The organism is Microcoleus sp. S28C3, assembly GCF_036700785.1.
GTDB lineage: Bacteria > Cyanobacteriota > Cyanobacteriia > Cyanobacteriales > Microcoleaceae > Microcoleus > Microcoleus asticus.
Genome location: NZ_JAUBPO010000002.1, coordinates 1 through 17548 on the forward strand (window position 1 = coordinate 1; position 17548 = coordinate 17548).

Annotated in this window: 16 protein-coding genes; 8 read left to right on the plus strand and 8 right to left on the minus strand. The window is 43.4% G+C overall.

All coding sequences use genetic code 11. The features are described 5' to 3' along the window. A partial coding sequence (locus QUA13_RS00705) for a transposase (RefSeq protein WP_333195849.1) occupies window positions 1-810 on the plus strand: 810 nt, incomplete at its 5' end. Here the strand turns inward: QUA13_RS00705 and QUA13_RS00710 are convergent. Further along, window positions 771-1529: a response regulator gene (locus tag QUA13_RS00710; protein ID WP_333195850.1), complete on the minus strand. Its 759-nt coding sequence runs from the start codon at window positions 1527-1529 to the stop codon at window positions 771-773. The two genes, QUA13_RS00705 and QUA13_RS00710, sit on opposite strands and share 40 nt — an antisense overlap. 337 nt (window positions 1530-1866) lie before the next feature. Then, complete coding sequence (locus QUA13_RS00715; protein ID WP_333195851.1) at window positions 1867-3831, minus strand: type IV secretion system DNA-binding domain-containing protein; 1965 nt, start codon at window positions 3829-3831, stop codon at window positions 1867-1869. Window positions 3832-4076: 245 nt separating this feature from the next. Here QUA13_RS00715 and QUA13_RS00720 point away from each other — a divergent pair, with 245 nt between their 5' ends. Continuing rightward, window positions 4077-5165 (plus strand): DUF5895 domain-containing protein, encoded by a 1089-nt coding sequence (locus tag QUA13_RS00720; protein ID WP_333195852.1) that lies wholly within the window; start codon window positions 4077-4079, stop codon window positions 5163-5165. Window positions 5166-5358: 193 nt separating this feature from the next. Here the strand turns inward: QUA13_RS00720 and QUA13_RS00725 are convergent, their stop codons facing one another. From QUA13_RS00725 to QUA13_RS00735, 3 genes are all read right to left on the minus strand, one after another. Continuing rightward, window positions 5359-5934, minus strand: a complete 576-nt coding sequence (locus tag QUA13_RS00725; protein WP_333195854.1) for a hypothetical protein — start codon at window positions 5932-5934, stop codon at window positions 5359-5361. A gap of 28 nt (window positions 5935-5962) precedes the next feature. Further along, window positions 5963-8062 (minus strand): hypothetical protein, encoded by a 2100-nt coding sequence (locus QUA13_RS00730; protein ID WP_333195855.1) that lies wholly within the window; start codon window positions 8060-8062, stop codon window positions 5963-5965. Between the two features lie 182 nt (window positions 8063-8244). Then, window positions 8245-8466, minus strand: coding sequence for a hypothetical protein (locus tag QUA13_RS00735; RefSeq protein WP_333195856.1), 222 nt, complete (start codon window positions 8464-8466; stop codon window positions 8245-8247). Between the two features lie 201 nt (window positions 8467-8667). Between QUA13_RS00735 and QUA13_RS00740 the strand changes: the two genes are divergently transcribed. The 3 genes from QUA13_RS00740 (at window position 8668) to QUA13_RS00750 (ending at window position 11670) form a co-directional block, all read left to right on the plus strand. Further along, a complete protein-coding gene (locus tag QUA13_RS00740) occupies window positions 8668-9252 on the plus strand; it encodes a class I SAM-dependent methyltransferase (RefSeq protein WP_333195858.1) in 585 nt (194 codons plus the stop codon). A 212-nt stretch (window positions 9253-9464) separates the two neighbouring features. Beyond that, the gene (locus tag QUA13_RS00745; RefSeq protein WP_333195859.1) at window positions 9465-11243 is read left to right on the plus strand and encodes a bifunctional 3'-5' exonuclease/DNA polymerase; all 1779 of its coding nucleotides are present in this window, start codon (window positions 9465-9467) and stop codon (window positions 11241-11243) included. A 193-nt stretch (window positions 11244-11436) separates the two neighbouring features. Further along, window positions 11437-11670 carry a hypothetical protein gene (locus QUA13_RS00750; RefSeq protein ID WP_333195861.1) on the plus strand — a complete coding sequence of 78 codons (234 nt, stop codon included), beginning with the start codon at window positions 11437-11439 and terminating at the stop codon, window positions 11668-11670. A 152-nt stretch (window positions 11671-11822) separates the two neighbouring features. Here QUA13_RS00750 and QUA13_RS00755 read toward each other — a convergent pair whose 3' ends face one another. Continuing rightward, window positions 11823-13562 carry an ATP-binding protein gene (locus QUA13_RS00755; RefSeq protein WP_333195862.1) on the minus strand — a complete coding sequence of 580 codons (1740 nt, stop codon included), beginning with the start codon at window positions 13560-13562 and terminating at the stop codon, window positions 11823-11825. A gap of 162 nt (window positions 13563-13724) precedes the next feature. Between QUA13_RS00755 and QUA13_RS00760 the strand changes: the two genes are divergently transcribed. The 3 genes from QUA13_RS00760 to QUA13_RS00770 all read left to right on the plus strand — a co-directional run bounded on the left by QUA13_RS00760 (window position 13725) and on the right by QUA13_RS00770 (window position 15790). Further along, entirely contained in the window at window positions 13725-14444 is a 720-nt protein-coding gene (locus QUA13_RS00760; RefSeq protein WP_333195864.1) for a hypothetical protein, read from the plus strand. Between the two features lie 283 nt (window positions 14445-14727). Beyond that, complete coding sequence (locus QUA13_RS00765; protein ID WP_015179737.1) at window positions 14728-15087, plus strand: hypothetical protein; 360 nt, start codon at window positions 14728-14730, stop codon at window positions 15085-15087. A gap of 181 nt (window positions 15088-15268) precedes the next feature. Continuing rightward, window positions 15269-15790, plus strand: a complete 522-nt coding sequence (locus QUA13_RS00770; protein ID WP_333195865.1) for a hypothetical protein — start codon at window positions 15269-15271, stop codon at window positions 15788-15790. A 132-nt stretch (window positions 15791-15922) separates the two neighbouring features. Here the strand turns inward: QUA13_RS00770 and QUA13_RS00775 are convergent, their stop codons facing one another. Then, window positions 15923-16210, minus strand: a complete 288-nt coding sequence (locus QUA13_RS00775; RefSeq protein ID WP_333054956.1) for a hypothetical protein — start codon at window positions 16208-16210, stop codon at window positions 15923-15925. A gap of 216 nt (window positions 16211-16426) precedes the next feature. After that, entirely contained in the window at window positions 16427-17485 is a 1059-nt protein-coding gene (locus QUA13_RS00780; protein WP_333195867.1) for a DUF6753 family protein, read from the minus strand. Between the last annotated feature and the right edge of the window lie 63 nt (window positions 17486-17548).

Sequence of the window (17548 nt, forward strand, 5' to 3'; positions counted from 1 at the left end):
GCCGCAGCGATGGAGAATAAAGTCTGTGGGAATCGAGTCGATTTCTATTTGGGACACCTAGCCCATTGTCAGACCTATGTGCCCAACCGAGTTGAATATGTAGTGGCGGATAGTTTCTACAGCAAACGAAAATGGGTCGATGGGGTCGTGAAACTGGGCTGGAATGCCATTGGAAAACTGCGTCAAGATGCGAATTTAAAATATTTGTATCAAGGTCCCCGTCGTCCCGGTCCCGGTCGTCAGAAAACCTATGACGGCAAGGTTAATCCCTTGGAACGCTCGCTCAACTATTTCACCTTAGCTCAGACATTAGAGGATGGGGCCGAACTATGGACTGCCGTAGTCTGGTCAGTTTCTCTTGAACGGAGAATTCGATTGGTCTGCTTAGTTCGGATGGTCGATGGGAAAGAACGCTATATTCTGTTGTTTTCTACCGATGTCCATCTGAGTGCTAGCAATATCTTGGCTTATTATCGCGCTCGATTTCAGATTGAGTTTATCTTTCGCGATGCCAGGCAATATACCGGAATGGTCCATAACCAATCTCGCAATCTGGAGGCGATCGATGCTCAGGTCAATGGAAGTCTAACGGCCTTAAATTTAGCCAAGGCGACCCTTCGACAGGAGTTATCCATTGAGGGAGATTCCACCCCCGAAGTCGTCTCATTTTCGATCGCATCGTTCAAACGAAAAGCCCTAAATGAGCATTTATTAGACTTATTTATCACCATGTTTGGCTTGGACCCAACTTTGATTAAATTAAATCCAAACTACCGAAAACTCCTAGAATACGGCTCTCTCAGAGCCTGACTCTCCCAAAATATGTCCGAACTGTTGTCAGGAGTAAATTGATAATTGAGGACAACTTGGCGTTTTGCCAACATTAATTCCCACTCTAAGAGAATGCTGCGTGTCAAACTGTAGAGATCCATTGGCTGTAACTCCAAAGGGACACCTACAATATCACCCTGCTGCATTTCAATCAGAGAATTAATCAGTTTGATTTGGCGCAAACAGCTTTGCAGGATACTTTCTAAACTTGACTTATCAATAACAACTTCATTTTCTCCTACCACTTTCTTCGGTTTAACTGACTGCTCTTTGAGGAAACATTGCAAAATAATTGACATTCCTGTAATGGGATTTCGCAAGTCGTGGGAAACAGCGTGCATAAAAACTTTCAAACCCATTTCAGCCTGTTGTCTTTCCTGAATTTCCTGAGCGAGTTGGCTATTTTGTGTAACCAGTTGTTTGTTAGCACAAAGAAGTTGCTGCTGCAATCGGCTCATTTTTAGCTGAGCTTCCACTCGTACCAGCACTTCCATCGGCTCAAAGGGTTTAATAATGTAGTCAGCGCCACCTGTTTCAAACCCTTTTACTTTGTCAAAAATATCATCCAAAGCACTAATAAAAATAATCGGAATTTCTGCCGTATTCTCTTGTGCTTTTAAGTGACGGCAGACTTCATAGCCATCCATCCCTGGCATTTTTACGTCCAACAAAATTAAGTCGGGAGGCTGGAGGCTCACTGCTTTTTACGCTCGCTCTCCACTAATGACCTTCCTGACTTTGTAGCCACTTTCAACCAGCACTTTAGACAGTAAGTGAATGTTGTCACGGCTGTCATCTACAATCAAAATATCAGCTTTTATTTGCATAATTTAAGAGGGGGAGGGGGAAGGGGAAGGGAAGGGGAAGGGGGGAGAAAGGGAAGGGAGGGGATTAGAGGTTTACTTCCTACTCACTTCTTTGTACTTTTGAGAAGGCGAGGGGAAAGGAGAAGGAAGGATAAATTTTCGCTTTTCTTTATTCAATAAAAGCAGGATTTACGCAATTGGTACATTATCCCCAAATAATCAGCTTTTTCTACCCTTCCCCTTCCCCTTCCCCCTCCCCTTCTTTCCCAATCTCAGCATTTAGCAGTTTCTTCCTAAGACTGCTAAAAATTAATGCTTCCGCAGCCAGAGACTTAGAAGAATTGGCAACATTCCTAACCTCCACCTCTCCAGTTGTCACTGGTTCATCGGGGTCATTGGGATGAGGCAGCATTTTTTCAGCAGCTCGAATCCGATTTTCCAATTCCTGATCGATATTAATTAATTGTCCTGTCAATCGGTTAACAGACAGCAAGGCTGCTCTTTGAGACAACTGCGGACAGATATGACTGTCCCAGAGAGCTTCTGACTCTTTAGCTTGCTTTAAGTCTCGTTGTCGAACCGGGATTTTCAAGGAATAGGGAAACAGAGCTTCTGAATCCGAACTGTAAGCCGGTGAAGTGATAACGCACTTCCCTTGCGGAAACCTCAGAATCTCATCGGCACTCAAAAGCGGTTTCTTTTGCAACTGCTCGCTCCAATTGACAGAACGGCTTGTTTGTTGCCCCGTCGAGCTACCTGTAGAGCGATTTTTTACCAGCACTTCCACTTCCCCATACCGCTTAGAATACTTCTCCGCTGTATCAAAATCACCGGGGTTGAACAACACATGAGTTGACAAAGCACTTGCGATCGCCGCCCCTTTTTTATCCCCATAGAGATTATAGAGTTGATTGAGGGATTGAATGCCAACAATCGGCACGCCACCAGCCGAACGATATTCGTTAGCCCACTGATCCATTCTATCGAACTTGAGAGACGGAAACTCATCGAGACAGTACACAAATGGGTCAGAACGTACTCGACTCAAATTAGACACTACACATAAGTGAATAGCAGCAGCTAATAGCGGCCCCACTACAGTGCGCCTTTGGTCGTCTAATTTAAAAATAATGCACTTTTTGCCCGACAAAACAATGGGAATTGTACTGTGACCAATAAATGCCCGCAGCAAATCTTTTTGAATAAAACTTGAATAAGTTGCCTCTGCACTTGCCTTGATACCCGCCACTGTTTTTTCAGCATCTTTTGAACTTAATAACTGCGAAAAACTAGAGGCAATCCACCTGTCCATTTTGAGGGGATGGCCCTCCGGGCGGTGGACAGCATGGTGAATGCGACTAACTAAATCGGGAAGCTGAATAATCGCATAAACAAAAGCTAAATCCGGGTAAGGACTGCCTTTTGCTAACTGCACTAAACCCTTCGCCATTAACTCCCCTGCTTTCTCAAAAAACTCATTACCTTTACTCTCTCCCGGACTTGCATTGCGAGCAATAACTTGCCCAATTTCTGCTGCCATTACAGCATCTTGTGCATCCCTCATAAAATCCAGAGGATTAATAGTACCACTGTAAGCTTCCCCTGGTGCAAACACTTGCACGTCATAGCCGTAGCGCACTGCCAGGGGCGCGTGCAGCTTCATCTGGCCTCCTTTTTTATCGTAAATAATCACAGGAAAGCCTTGCTGAAATGCACTCTCAACCATCCGATCAATCACACTAAAGGTTTTGCCAGAACCCGGAGCACCAATTACTAAAGTACCGCGTTCAGCATGAGGAAACCAAACAGTAGGATTTGCGCCTAATAGCGTTTGTAACTGAGCGCTCAATACCTTTATATTTTTGAACCAATAAGTCGGCGTGCCGCTCCATAAAGTAACGGGTTGCCGTTTTTTTTCTTTCATTTGTTTGAGGGCCAGACCTGTCGCTGCCATCTTTTCAGCCGTACCGCACAACCGACCTGAAGTAACTTTCCCTTTGCCACTTCCAATTATCTTTGAGAAAACAAACAAAGCTAGTAATAAGCCTAGCATTGAAAGTCCTTCTGGATTGATAAATTGACCAATCAAACCCTTAAAGTCTATGCCAATAAGCGGGCGTTTAGTTGCCGGCTGGGTTTGTACTTGAAGCACTAATTTTGGGTTGTTTTGAGAAAACAATTGAAGATTTTTCATAGGAAGGGGAAGGGGAAGGAAAAACTAGGTTATTGAGGGAGGGGAAAGGAGAAGGGGAAGAAGAAGGCTGCGCCGTGAGATATACCGAACGGAAAAACAAGTTATTGTTAGCTTTTATGGCTACTAAGCTGTCATCTACAAACCTGCACTCTGCTGTATCCTTCCTCTTCCCCTTCCCCTCCCCTTCTACATTCAAAGAACGGCTATCGCCTCTTGGGGTTGATAACGACTCAAATAAGTAAATAATGGTCAGAACTAATAACGCTACACCCCAAACAAAGACTAAAATATCAACACCTAGAAGTGCAAAGGAAACTACTCAAGAAAACACAACTTCTGAAGCATATCAAGTTGACCCAGAACTATTCGGCAGTGGATACAATCAAGCACGCAAACCGTCTTTACCCTACGGTATTGTCATAAATGACAACCCTGCTGGCATCTTAATTCCTACTGACCAACTCATTAAAGCTGAGTGGTACTCCATCCCGTCTGAATCAGACTTAACAACAGTTGAGTTAACTGAAGAAGTGACAGGATTGCTGCTCCAAAAAGTGAAAATTTTGGTATTAGCTTTTATGCCAGAGTACATTCGATACAAGGATATTGAAGAAAATGGTGAATTAGCTGGTGCATTTGTTGGATTGTATGACGAATACCGCCATAGTTTCAACAAAAAGATGCAGGAAGTCTGTTCAGAACACGCTCTCATTTTCTTAAATTCCCAGAATTTACCATTGCACAAATCCCCCATAGTAGTGCGGTTCAAAAATGTATCTCTTTGGAGCTTTAAGAGTGCTAGAGAAGAGTTTTACCGCAACTTAGAAAGGGCATTTGCTGATTACTTTGAGGTAGAATACAGTGGCAAAAATGACCGATGGCGCTCATTAGGAGTTTTGAATGTTCACTTCCGAGCTATCAAAGAAGGGGAAGGCAAAAATAAATCGTTCTGCTGCAAAACTTACAGCATTACTAAGCCAACTCAGGCGAATTTGCCTAAACTATATCTCGGTAAGCCGAAGCAGAAAAAAGAGGTTTGGAATTTACACAATAGCATTGGTGGCTTTCTTGAAGCTGGAGAAGCTCAATTACCTGCTTTAGCGGCTGATACTGATAACCAACCAGAACGTTCAGCATCCCTTAAAGTTCAGGTGTTGCCTGCTTTAAGTAAAAATTCAGACCACCGTAAAGGTCAAGCGAAAAGTCAATCCAAGCTACCTCGTAAAATAGCACAAGTTGAGTCAGAATTTGATACAGAACTAGACGAATTGGATGACTTTGAAGAACCGACAGAGGTTCAAATTGAGGTGGATGGAGAAACTGACCTTGATTAAGTTTTGAAGAACAGAGGGAAGGGGAAGGAAAGATAATTTTAGCTTTCCTTTCTTCAATCAATACTTCGGAAAGTTTGGGGAAAATGACTACAAGGGTTAATTGGCTCTTGGTGGTAATTTTTCTCAAACTCTTATCCTGTCGTCGTTGGTAATCAAAAACTGTGCGATACTCTGCACTCCGCATTCCCCTTTTCTATGTCAATTGATAGACAAGCCCATTATAGCAAAACTTCAGCCTGCGTTGGCTTTTTTTTACGAGTTGGTTGACCAGTAAACAGGGCAATTCCACGTCACCTTGTTCGCCTCTTTCAACTTCAAATAAAGCTGTTTTTGGGGCAATATTGGGGTTAAGGTAAGCTGTGAAAACTTCGCTCTGAGCCTGATTTTTATCATTAGGAATTAAGTAGCCAACGTAAAGACAGCCCATCTTGCCACACAGCTTAGAATTGTTAAAGTCGTACAAATTCAGTTGACCTTTCTTACCCGTCACTTGTTGGACACGCATAGTGGCGATCGCTTCTTTTGGCTCCAAAATACTGCTATGAGACTGTACAATCTCGCTCAAAATTTCTGCGGGAGCAATTCCACTAGCTTTCTCCCAGGACAACTGAGACAAAGTTGTATCACTACTCGCACTGCAAGCAGCCGTACCCAATAGCATTGCTAAGCCAATAAAAACTGTTAAACCAATGCGAAACCAATAGCCAGCCCGATTCAACCAAGCTGGGGGTTGACTGTATTTGACTACCTGTTCATTCAACTCTTGCATATTTTCCTCTATTCAAATGCTAATAAATTCAATGAGTGAGTGTAGTTGCCGCTATTGCTACTGCTAAACCCAAAATGGCTTGTAGTAGGAATGATTTGAACTGGCGTACTGAAAATTCTCCCCTAAAGAACTGTATTGACCCTAAAACCATGCTGATAGTCGCGGCTATTGGCAACCAACGAGTACGCCAAGTCCATGTCTCACCGCCAGAGTGGTTGCTGATAGAACTCGAAATGCAACTGCTATTGTTGCGGTTATAGTTGTAAAGCGTTTTGACTTTTTCTCCGTACTGCTTAAGCGAGTAGCCTCCTAAAATGTCCGAGTAGCTGGCATCCACCTTGCTACCAGAACCCCCAAAGTGCTTTTGTGCCACTCGTTCAATTAAGCGATCGCCACTGAATAACTGCCTAGTTTTCGGGTCAATTTCCTGCTGCGTGCCAACTACACTCTCAGCCAGAGAATTTTGCAAAACCCGATCTTGAACCGCTGGGGGAAAATATTGAAAAAGCTCCTCAGAAGTAGGCTGGGTGCCACTATTAACTTTCTTGAGGAACTCCGCACCCCCAGGTACAGAAGCGATCGCCTCCTGCACATCTTCCCGGTAGCTCATCAATTGATAGCGACCGAATGCCCGCCCGCAGTTGCGATCGCCATCTGCACAGGTAGCGGTACCGATTGCTTCGTAGTCACCACTACCTGCACTTTCCAAATTGGCGATCGCCTCGGATAAAGCAGCCACATCAACATTGTTAATGTAGGTGGCAGGTTGGACGCAATCTCCCTTTGATTCGGGAATGGCCTTCTTTGTGGGCAGACGGTTTTGTTTAAGCTGAGACGGCTGTTGATTTGAGCCTTTTGGTTGGGAAAGTTTAGGTGAGGATACAGCATCAGTAGGGCGAGAAATACTGTTAGAAGCACCCCCCTCCACTTTGCCAACAAAGATAGGGGAATTTGTTTGGTAGGACAAGAACGGAAATGGACCAATAATGTAAGGCGATTTCCCACAAGGCAAACTAAACCTGAAGTACAGAGCCGTGTCAACAGTATCGCTGGTTTCTGATGGCTCCATTACTACTACTTTAAACGCATCTCCAAAGGGATGCCGACCCGTTGGCTCCCAACCAGCCAAACAGCCAGAACCGCCTTGCACTTCCTGATATTTACCGCTAATCCACTGCTTCCCTTCCAGTTTTGATGCAAGCTTGCGACCGCTGTTTTCTAAGTCATCAAGTTCAATGTAAGCGCAATCTTTCTCGCACGCTACCGCAAATCCTTCTACGTTAGAACCTGAGATTGTATTAGAGCGCTTACTTTCAGCCGTGCCATAGATCATGTCAATTCGCATCGCAGTTAAACCCAGTTCTCCCACAGGAATTGGGAAACTGCTCAAAGGCACTTGATTGAGTAAGGGAATGTCAGCAATCCGCTCTGATATCCATCCCTCAAACTGCTCTAAATTGACACTTGACAAAGAGGGAATGTCCGTTAAAGAGAACCCAGAAAGGTCGATTTGTTTGAGAGAAGCTTCTGCAAACTGGGGAAATTTAGACATAACTTGACTGAGCGGGAGTTCGCCAGCATTAGAGGTATTTATGAGCGAAGTTTGAGAAGCTAAAGATGCAAGAGGGGCAACTTCTTTCAATTTGAAAGAGCTTAAATTCGGCACAATTTGGATGAGCTTCTCTACCTTTTGTCTGCCCAAGAGTGGAAATGCTGCTAGAGAGATATTTTCTAGGTTTGTTCCTCCTGTTGCTAACTGTTCAATGCTTTCAAGAGAAAGAATTTCTGGTTTGAGAGCTTCGCTGAGGTCTCCGAGTTGCAAGATTTGGTCAGGAGTGTTGCCTTGTGACCAACTCCGGCCTCCCCAACTAGATGAATTAGAAACTGGTGGTAAGTTGCTAAAAGTAATTTGGCTCCAGTCAGGCAATAAAACTCTTGTAGCAGACTTTTGTTGGTCATTACCAGGAATTTCCCAGATCCGAACTGGTAAGGAATTTAACTCAGAAGCATTAGCAATCCCTGGGAATTCCAGTGCTAGTGCAACAGAAATTAACCCAATTGCTGTAGCTGTTATTAAGAGCCAAATTAACTTATTCAGGTCAAAGCGAACATTATTTAACACTTTCATAGCATTGGCAGTTCCAATAAGTAGAGCGGTTTTCAGTTGCCTGATAACAGGGTAGTTGCTAATTGCTAATTGCTAATTGCTAATTAAAAGCAGTACCTACCCAATTGAAAACTGCTATAAGTGGGAAGGTTGGGTTGCCTATGTTATGAGTGTCATAAAGCTGCCCTTCCCACTCCCAACTGTTAAATTTCTAGCTCTAACTGTGGATTGGGATGAGATGCTGTGTCTGTCCAAGCATGATCGGCTAGATTAGACTCGTCGTACACATTTTCTTGATAGCCGTCTTCAAAATTACCTTGTTGAGATTTCTGAGGTAGTGAATAGCCGGCTGATTCATAGCCCTCTGACTGGTAGCCAGAAGTGTTGTAGCTTGATGTGGATTCGTCTGAGTAATTAGGGTTCATAACAATACATGAAACTAGAAAACACTTCTAGCCTAAATTAACGATAAAACTAATGCCATCACCACAATCGACAATCTTTAATACCTCAACTGGATCGATCCTAATGGAGGGGGATAGGTTTAACTGTAAACAACAACCTTCTTTAGCAATAGCTTGCTGTCGATTGCGGTTGCCAACAAACTATTAACTACTCCTGGGATTATGAATTCTTTACCTATCCATCCTCCAAACCTGTACGAGAAACTATTAACTAATCCACCTTATTCGTGGTTTCCATCATCAGAATTTGTTTTAGAAGAAATGTTAAAATATGCTCAAGTCACTCCTGGCATTGTAGCGTTAGATCCGACAGCCGGAGAAGGCGCTGTTGCTAGAAAATTGCAATCTGCTGGAGCCGTTGTTGATGTCATTGAAATTAATCCTTTGCTGCAACAAATTTTATTTCAGCAAGGATTTAATTTGGTTGGATCAGATTTTATGAAAACTGAACCCCAGCGTCTCTATCGAGTATTAGTAGCCAATCCTCCTTTTTCATTTAGTCCATTAAAAAGAGGAGTTGACTTAACAATTATTAGACGAGCTTTCGATCTATTTCTCGCACCCGGTGGGCGATTGATTTCAGTTGTCAGCGCTTCTCACAAGCATAGCCAATGTTCCAAGGCGAGAGGGTTTAGGGGATGGTTAAATCAAATTGATGCCCAACTAATTGAACTGCCCCTAGAAGCTTTTTGGGGAACATTAAGACCTGTTACTGTCGAATCGTGGTTAGTAATTGCTAAAAAATAAGGGGAAGGGGAAGGGGATGGTTGCTGAACCCAGTCGAAGTAAGGAAGGATAAATTTTCACTTTTATTTCTTCAATAAAAACTAACAATAAACTGGATTTTTCCTTCCCCTTTCCCTTCCCTAAATAACTTATTTTTCCTCACCCTCTCCCCTCTCCCCTTCTCCCCTTCTCCCTCCCTTTCTCTTAACCTTCCCCTTCCCCCTCCCCCTCAAATGAAACTTAACCTAGTTCAAACTCCTTATCAACTGTTAAATAGTGGTTCAGAATTAGAATTAGCTCTTAAACCATTTCAACAGGCTTCATGCTTTGGACTCGACTGCGAAACCGCTTTTGGAATTGACCCATACCGAGCTAAAGTTCGCCTCGTACAGCTTGCTATTCCCGATATGCCAGTAGCGATCGTCGATCTCTTTGCGATCGCGCCCACCGATCTCGGCCCCCTGCGCTCCCTGTTAGCCGGAAATGCCCTCAAAGTTGGACATAACCTCAAGTTTGACTGGCTGATGCTGACTAGGGCTGGGCTTTCACCATCCAAGCCTTTTTTTGATACTTATCTGGCTTACCGGGTGTTGACAGCCGGACTCAAACGCACTTCTTCCCTGGAAGCTGTTGCTGATAAATTGCTGAAAGTTAAGCTAGATAAAGCACAGCAGGTTAGCGACTGGTCAGGAGAATTGAGTCCAACTCAACTGCAATATGCTGCTACTGATGCTGCCATTTTACTACCGCTATGTGAGGTACTTCACCGCCAGCTTTTTTCAGCAGAACTTTGGCAGACTGCGAAACTAGAATTTGCCTGTTTACCTGCGGTGGCTTCTATGGAACTTAATGGGATGCTTTTAGATAGAGAACTGTGGAGTGTTTTAGGAAAGAAACTCGCGACTAAGCGCGATTCCCTTTTAAGACAAATTAATTCACAACTCCATCGACCTAACCCTCATAAACAAATCTCTCTACTGCCAGAATTTACAGATACAATTAATCCTCGTTCTCCGAAACAAGTATTAGCGGCTTTGCAAGAGAAAGGCATTCCTGTTACTTCCACTAATTCTCAACACTTAATTCCTTTGCAGGGCGAGTATCCCGTTATTCAAGCACTCTTAGAATATCGCAGTTTATTTGCTCGCATCAACACTTTTTCTCTGGGTTTACCAGAACATATTCACCCAATTACAGGGCGCATTCATCCTAATTGGTTTCAGATTGGTGCTAGGTCAGGGCGGTTTAGTTGTCGAAAGCCTAATTTAACAAATATCCCCAGAGATAAAGAAACCAGGCAGTGTTTTAAAGCTGCACCCGGTTACGTCTTACTTAAAGCTGATTACAGCCAGATTGAACTGCGAATTATGGCGAAAGTGTCAGGGGATATTAGGATGGTGAAAGCTTACTCTCAAGGAGAAGATTTGCATTCTTTGACAGCTTCCTTGGTGTTGGGAAAACTTTTAGCTGAAATTACTATCGAAGATAGACAACTCGGCAAAATTATTAACTTCGGTTTAATTTATGGCATGGGAGTTAGGAAATTTAAGCTTATGGCTCAAGCAGAGCATGGAGTCATTTTAACGCTGGAACAAGCTTCGTACTTTCGTAAGAAGTTCTTTGAATCCTATACAGGTATCAAACAATTTCACGCCAAAGTTCGGAGCGCATGGAGCCGAGGTATTCGAGAAAGTCGCACCGTTTTAGGCAGAAGGAGATTATGGTCAAAAGAGACTAAGCCGTTACTTAATGAGATGTTAAATAACCCCATTCAAGGGATGAGTGCTGACATTACTAAACTCGCTCTTGCTCTATTGTTTAAGCCTCTAAGTTACACGGGGGCGAGACTGGTTTGTGTCGTTCACGATGAAATTTTAATCGAGTGTCCTTTTGAAAAAGTGTCGTCAGTTAAAGCAATGCTTGAAAAATGTATGGTGAGAGCCGGGAATAAGTTTCTTTCTCCGATTCCTTGCCAAGTAGAAATTAATGTGATTGAAAGTTGGGGAGGGTAATAGATTAAGGGGCGACGATTTTTGATCTCGTTTTTGGTTACATTTAATCATTAAAAAACCGCAGAGGCACAGAGAACGCAGAGAAAGAGAAAAAGAGGACTAATTCCGATGTAAGCAAATTTGATATTACCCAACCTCCCACCCATAAACAACGATTGTTGTGGTGCAAGTGAAGATTTGAGTTCAAATCAAAATGAATGTAATTCTCACAGTTAGCAACAAAGCCGCAAATATTGTTGGTAAACTATCAAAATATGCCATTGCTATGCTGCAACAAGCTGAATATAGCGTTATCAGGCAGGAGGGCGATCGCGGCTACACGACCAATGCTTTAACGGTTCCGCTTGAAGCAGAAACTGGATTAACTTGGCAGGGAGTCAAACTATGCCTTGAAAATTGCGGCTACCACGTCCAAGTTAAGTCTTAGCTTATACGATAACCAGTGCATCTGTTGTTAACCGGATGTACTGGTTATTATTAAACCGAGATACAGGCTGGACGATTCTACTAGAACGGTGTATCCAGCCTGTATCCCGGTTTGACATTTCAATATCACTAAACGGAGAGTCTAATCCTTAATCAAATTGGATCGTAAGCAGGTGGCCGGTACTCAAACAATTCTTGTTCTCCTGCTGCAAACAAAGAGCGATCGCGACCAGTTGCAGGTCGAGCAAAGGACGCTTTGTTGCGAATCCCCTGGATATCTTCAGAAGAACGCTCAGACGACAGCACAAACTGAGTTCTCTGATAACGCAGATCGGCCAATTCAATTTTACCAGGTCGCCCTTCACAATAAGCTCGCTCAGCACAGCGTTTAACTGCGATCGCAATTTCAGCACTCGTTGCTCCGGCATAATCAGATAGTAGCGAATACCACTGCCTGTCGCTCCAAAGATTCTCTTTTCCTTCCCCAAACTGCTCTGGGAAATACTTAGCTAAGTGCAAATTGAAAATCTCATAGCGAGCGCCGCTGTGTGGCAAATCCACAAACCAGATTCCGCCGTCGTCAAATCTGCGGATAAGTTCAGCCGGCAGCATTTCTAAGCGGTTAACAGTAGCTAACATTAACACGGGGCTTTCATGCTCCTGCATCCATGTGAGCAATTTCTGCGACAGCCGTCTAGCTACACCGCCATCAGCATTTGATTCCCAGCCAGAAAAACCCTTGTCAAAATCGTCAAAGAACAGCACGCAGCCGCCCAAATTATCGGCTGTATCCAGCATTTTGTTGAGAGCGCGATCGGGATTAGAGGAACCTAAAATATTGCCCCAACTTGCTGCTAAAAGCGCATAACCTAGCTTCTTAGCAGCTAGCTTTGCACTCAAACTTTTGCCCGTCCCCGGCGGCCCCCACAGCAGCATTCCTTTGGGAGGTCTGAGGTGATATTTCTTGGCATCAGCTTCTGACAGCTTTACGACTTCGCTCAAATAAGCGTCTAATAAATCTAAACCGCCAGCATGAGGCACGTCTGGAGAAGCAATGAACTCCAACCCCTGGTCTCGAAGTTGCGATATTTTATGCTCTAATACCAACTGTGCGATTTGGACAACTGAAGCGGTCACACAGAGCGATCGATCTAACACTAATTCAATTTCAGAACTTGGTAGCCCTAAACTAGAAACAGCCAGCCGTTTTTTAGCAGCTACCGCATCTGAACCAAAATCAAGGGAACAATTGCGATCGCAAAAATTATCCACAAGAACTTCGACTTCAAAGCGATCGGGTAACGGACATTTGAGTAGAGGAATTAATGGACTTAGCTTTGATGGCAGTTGGATGTACTCACCCAGCAGTACCCAATATTGGTTGGCCCAACGCCCTTTCAGCTCGGCTGAACGCCCTTTCAGCTCAAAAAATGCGTTAGCTAATTGAGAATAACGGCGGACAAGAGGCTGTTCGCTACTGCCTGACTCCAAAATATCCTCTAACAAAAAGATACCGGGATAGTCATTTTCCAGCAGAAATTGCAGGACATCGCTTTCGACAGATAGCTCAGTTTTGCAGAGGACGCATTCACTATTATACATCTCTGAAAAAGCATCTGAAACGCTTGTCATGTTTGAGTGAAAACCTAAATTTGGGAGATGTTTATCGAAACACTGCACCTGTTGAAGAGTTGACTGCACCTGTTGAAGAGTTGACTGCACCTGTTGAAGAGTTGCATAGCCCGGATTCCAATAATAAACAGGTAAACAACACTCATTAGCGTACTGATGAAATGATGACAAGATTGTTTGGCGATCGGCACTGTAATATTCGAGGGCAATAATGGGAGTTTGAATAACTCTTAAGTTAGACCAGTTATTGAAAATCTTCATGCGTTATACACCACTACTTACAGGAGATTTAACCTAAAATTTAACTAATGTAATTAAAATTTAACTTCCTGCTAATGAGCGAAATTCTCCCCCTCAACTGGAGGGGGTAATTGTGCCTAACGGCACTCATAAATTGATGTTATGTAAGTTAAATTGTCAATCATGGCCACAACTAAAAAACAAACCGCAGCCACTCCAAATCGCTCTCAGTCACCAGTGCCTGCTAAATCAAAACCGCCTGAAAAACAGAACAGTCAAACAGTCGGCAGTAACAATGGAGCTAAATCAAAACCTCAACCTAACCTCAGCTCCGAGCAACTTGCTGGCGAGCTAGTCAAACAGATTCGCAATACAATTCATAAGAAGTACGGTGTGACAATTCAGCGTCGCGATAGCCGTATTTCGACAAAGGTTGGCCACGCAATTCGCGAAAAACTGGGATTGGATATTCAAGCTCAGTTGAACAAGCGCAACGGCAATGGCAATGGTAAAAAGTTCGACTGGCAAGAGTGGAACAATACTGTGTTTCCCAAGCTAGTTGGCCGGCCCGATGAACTCAAGTATGATGTCGAAGTTGTTGCTTTAGCGATGAGCCAACTTTACGATACAATTGCTGACAATCCACAAGCTGCCATTGCCGATTTAATGGAGTTCAATGCTCAAAGCTTAAAGCGTCGCAACGAGTTAGCTAAATCCTCTGAAGAAGATACTGAAGAACTCGATGAGGATGACGATGATGACGATGAAGATGATGACATACTCGATGAAATTGATGAAGACGAGGAAGACGATGAAGGCGATGAAGAAGGCGATGAGGATGACGATGAGGAGGATGATTTTAGTCTAGACGAAGACGAGGAATTTGAGGAAGACGACGAATAATCGCTAAAGTTTGATTAGAATGCTCTGCTGAAAAAGCAGAGCATTTTTTTGCCTCTATCGAGGCCTTTTCCACGAATTGCGATTCAGGGTAATGATTGTCGCCACCGTCCGAATCAGGACGCTCTGGGAAGCAGACCCAACAAATTCACAATCAAGGAAATTTTGACCTTGGTTGTGAATTGGATTTTACCCACCCACCCACCCACTAATTTTTTTGAATTAATTGTAATTAGCGAACTGTCGTCGCTTTAGTTGTGAATAAAAAACACAAGGAGTGTTAATCATGGCTAATCGCAAATCCGCTCCAACTCCGATGCAGAAGCAATTTGCCGAAACTCTTGAAGAACAGCGCTTCGAGATGTTTTTGCACGTTGCCCGCGAGTTAACGGGACGTGCCAAACAACGACAGTTGCAGAAAGGTAAAGCTCTTGACTGGGAAGCGTTCAATACTTGGTTTAACAAGCAATATGAAGGCTACTCGGCTGACGAGATGCTTGAAGAAATCTTGAGCAATGTTTACTGGCTTTCATCTGAGCAAGCAGTGATTGACTTGCACTTCCGTTATATCGAATCGGCAGTCAAAGCTTCTCATAAGAAAAAGGCAACTGACGATAATGAAGAGATTGATGATTTTGTCAAGTAATCAATGACGACCCCCGATAAAGGGGATAAAATCCTGCTCCAAGCAGGATTTTATTTGCCCGCCCACCCACCGCACCAGTTCCCTTTGCGATATTTGCGATCGCATTCTCAGAAGACTTTAGTAAGGTTTTGATATTAAACGCGAGCGCGTTTTAGAGATGTTCCACTTGCAATTTATAATCATGTATCAACCTATTCAGCATTTTCTCACCCTCGCAATTGAAACTGTGGTAATTTTTGGTTACGGTGGCTTAATTGTTCACTATATCGCTACGCTGTTAGCATCGAAGCGGATGAATCCTTCTGAAAAACTCTCAGCAGAACTTGCCCCAGATTTTGTGCCTCTTCTCAATGAAATTGCTTCCTTTCCTGCTGTTGCCGAATGTGCAGCAACTCCAGAACCCACAGAAGAACAGCGCCTCACCTCTTCGCTACAAGTTCAAGCCGAATTTGCTTCTAATATTCAACTCGATGCTGACCCATTAAATCAACCCTTCATTCAAGTCGATAGCCTCACTCTTCGACAATGCCGCACCGTTATTCGAGCACTCAATTCAACTTTGTCTAAAAGCGATCCCATTCGTCTTAAACTTAACAAAAAAGACGCACCCACAGATTGGTTGAAAACACAAATTAAAAAGCAGCTTGAGAATCAACCACAGCAGGTTTCGCTAATCATTGAGGATGTTTTGAAAGTCGGCTAATTCAACGGGACTTTGACAATATGAAAGGGAAGGGGAAGGGGAAGGGAAGGAAAAACGCAGGCTATTGTTAGCTTTTATTAAAGAAAGAAAAGCAAAAATCTATCTTCCCTTCCCCTTCCCCTTCCCCTGCTTTTAATCCTGCTTAACCCCAAATATTGACTCGATTAATTGCTGTTGAGATGATAATTGCCTCAACGAATAAAGAGCAATTGCCTTGACTCGTTCGGGGGATTTGCCTGCTGCCTTTGCTGCAAAAGGAGCCCAGAAAGAACTGAGAACGATTTTTATGTGTTCGGGAATTGGAAAATTTCGGCTGGCACAGTATTTCCACACCATTGCATCAAGTGAATTATCAATCGGAATAGAGACTTCGGGTAAATTTTTATTAGCATCCTGCTGAATATACTTTGGGTTTTTCATAAATTCTCCTTACGTGACAAATACGTTCAAATCTGCTTATTGACTCACAAATTGACCTGCTTCAATTGTTACAGAACGAAGGGGAAGGAAGAGGGGAAGGGAGAGTGGGGGAGGGGGAGAAGGGGAGAATTTGACGCTTACTTCCTTCCTACTTGTTTGTTGCCTCTTTGTACTTTTTCCCTACTCCCTTCCCCTTCCCCTTCCTCTTCCCCTTCATTAGGGAACAAAAATTCGCTCTTTAGGATTTCTCGTCCACAAAGTACAGAAGCCATCTGTCGCCGCTTTACCTTCTACAGTTAGCGTCACTCCCAATCGATTCACCTCACTTTCACACAACATTTTTCCATTTTTTTCACTCAACAAAGCTTGATTCCAACTCATAAATTGTTGAGCATATTTTCCCTCACTACTCATAGCCCACTTTATAGCTTCTGCATTTTTCATTGCAAATTGTCCTTCAGCACTCAACCCCCAATTCATTGCCACAGCTTCTTTGAGAGTTAACTGGCGAGGCCCTTTTGGATCGAGGGGTGTTGCTGGAGTAAACTTGGGAATTGCCAACCCGATAAACACGCCGATGGCTATTGCCCCTAATACGGCTGTACTTCCAAAAATTACTGACCAAATATCGTGAGCAACTTTCTCTAAAGCAGCTTGCTGAACTAACGTTTTAACTGAACTAGCAATCTTTCGGTGCTGTACGTTGACTGCTGCTTTACCCTGTCGTTCTAAAAACTCCCGGCTATCCTGTTCCCAGTTATCAATTAGCTGCCGTACTTGGTCTAGTTCTTGAGAGATAACAGCTTCAGAGTCTTTCAATTCCGTTTGCCATTTTGACTCCCAAGTTTTGAAAAACCTATCGATTTCTTGAGGCTTTTTTTCGAGGAGCAATTCAAGCTGACCCGTTGCTAGAAGCACAATAAACAAAGGGTCATTTTTATCCAAACCGTAGCGGTAAGCATTGTTAATAACTTCGGAACGAAATTCAGCACTTTTCCCCCTGAGTGCCTGACTGATAAGAGACTCACGCTCATGCTCAAAAGCAGGCGGTGCAGCTAATTTGAATAAGTTATCTCCCACAGAAGTTTTAGCAGTAGTTAACTCCTGGTCTATTTGCTGCCACAAATATGAGTCACTATTTTCATCTTCCTCACCCTCCAAATTCTCATCATTTACTAAATGCTCTACAGTCTCCTCAGAAAAATCATGATCAAGCTCAACTTCTGACAAATTTTCAATCTTTCTATCGCTAACTCCGGTTGCATCATCTGACATAAGTTCCTCTCATAATCCCTGAAATTACAGTGACACTCCCACCCCTCTCGACTCCTGAAAGGG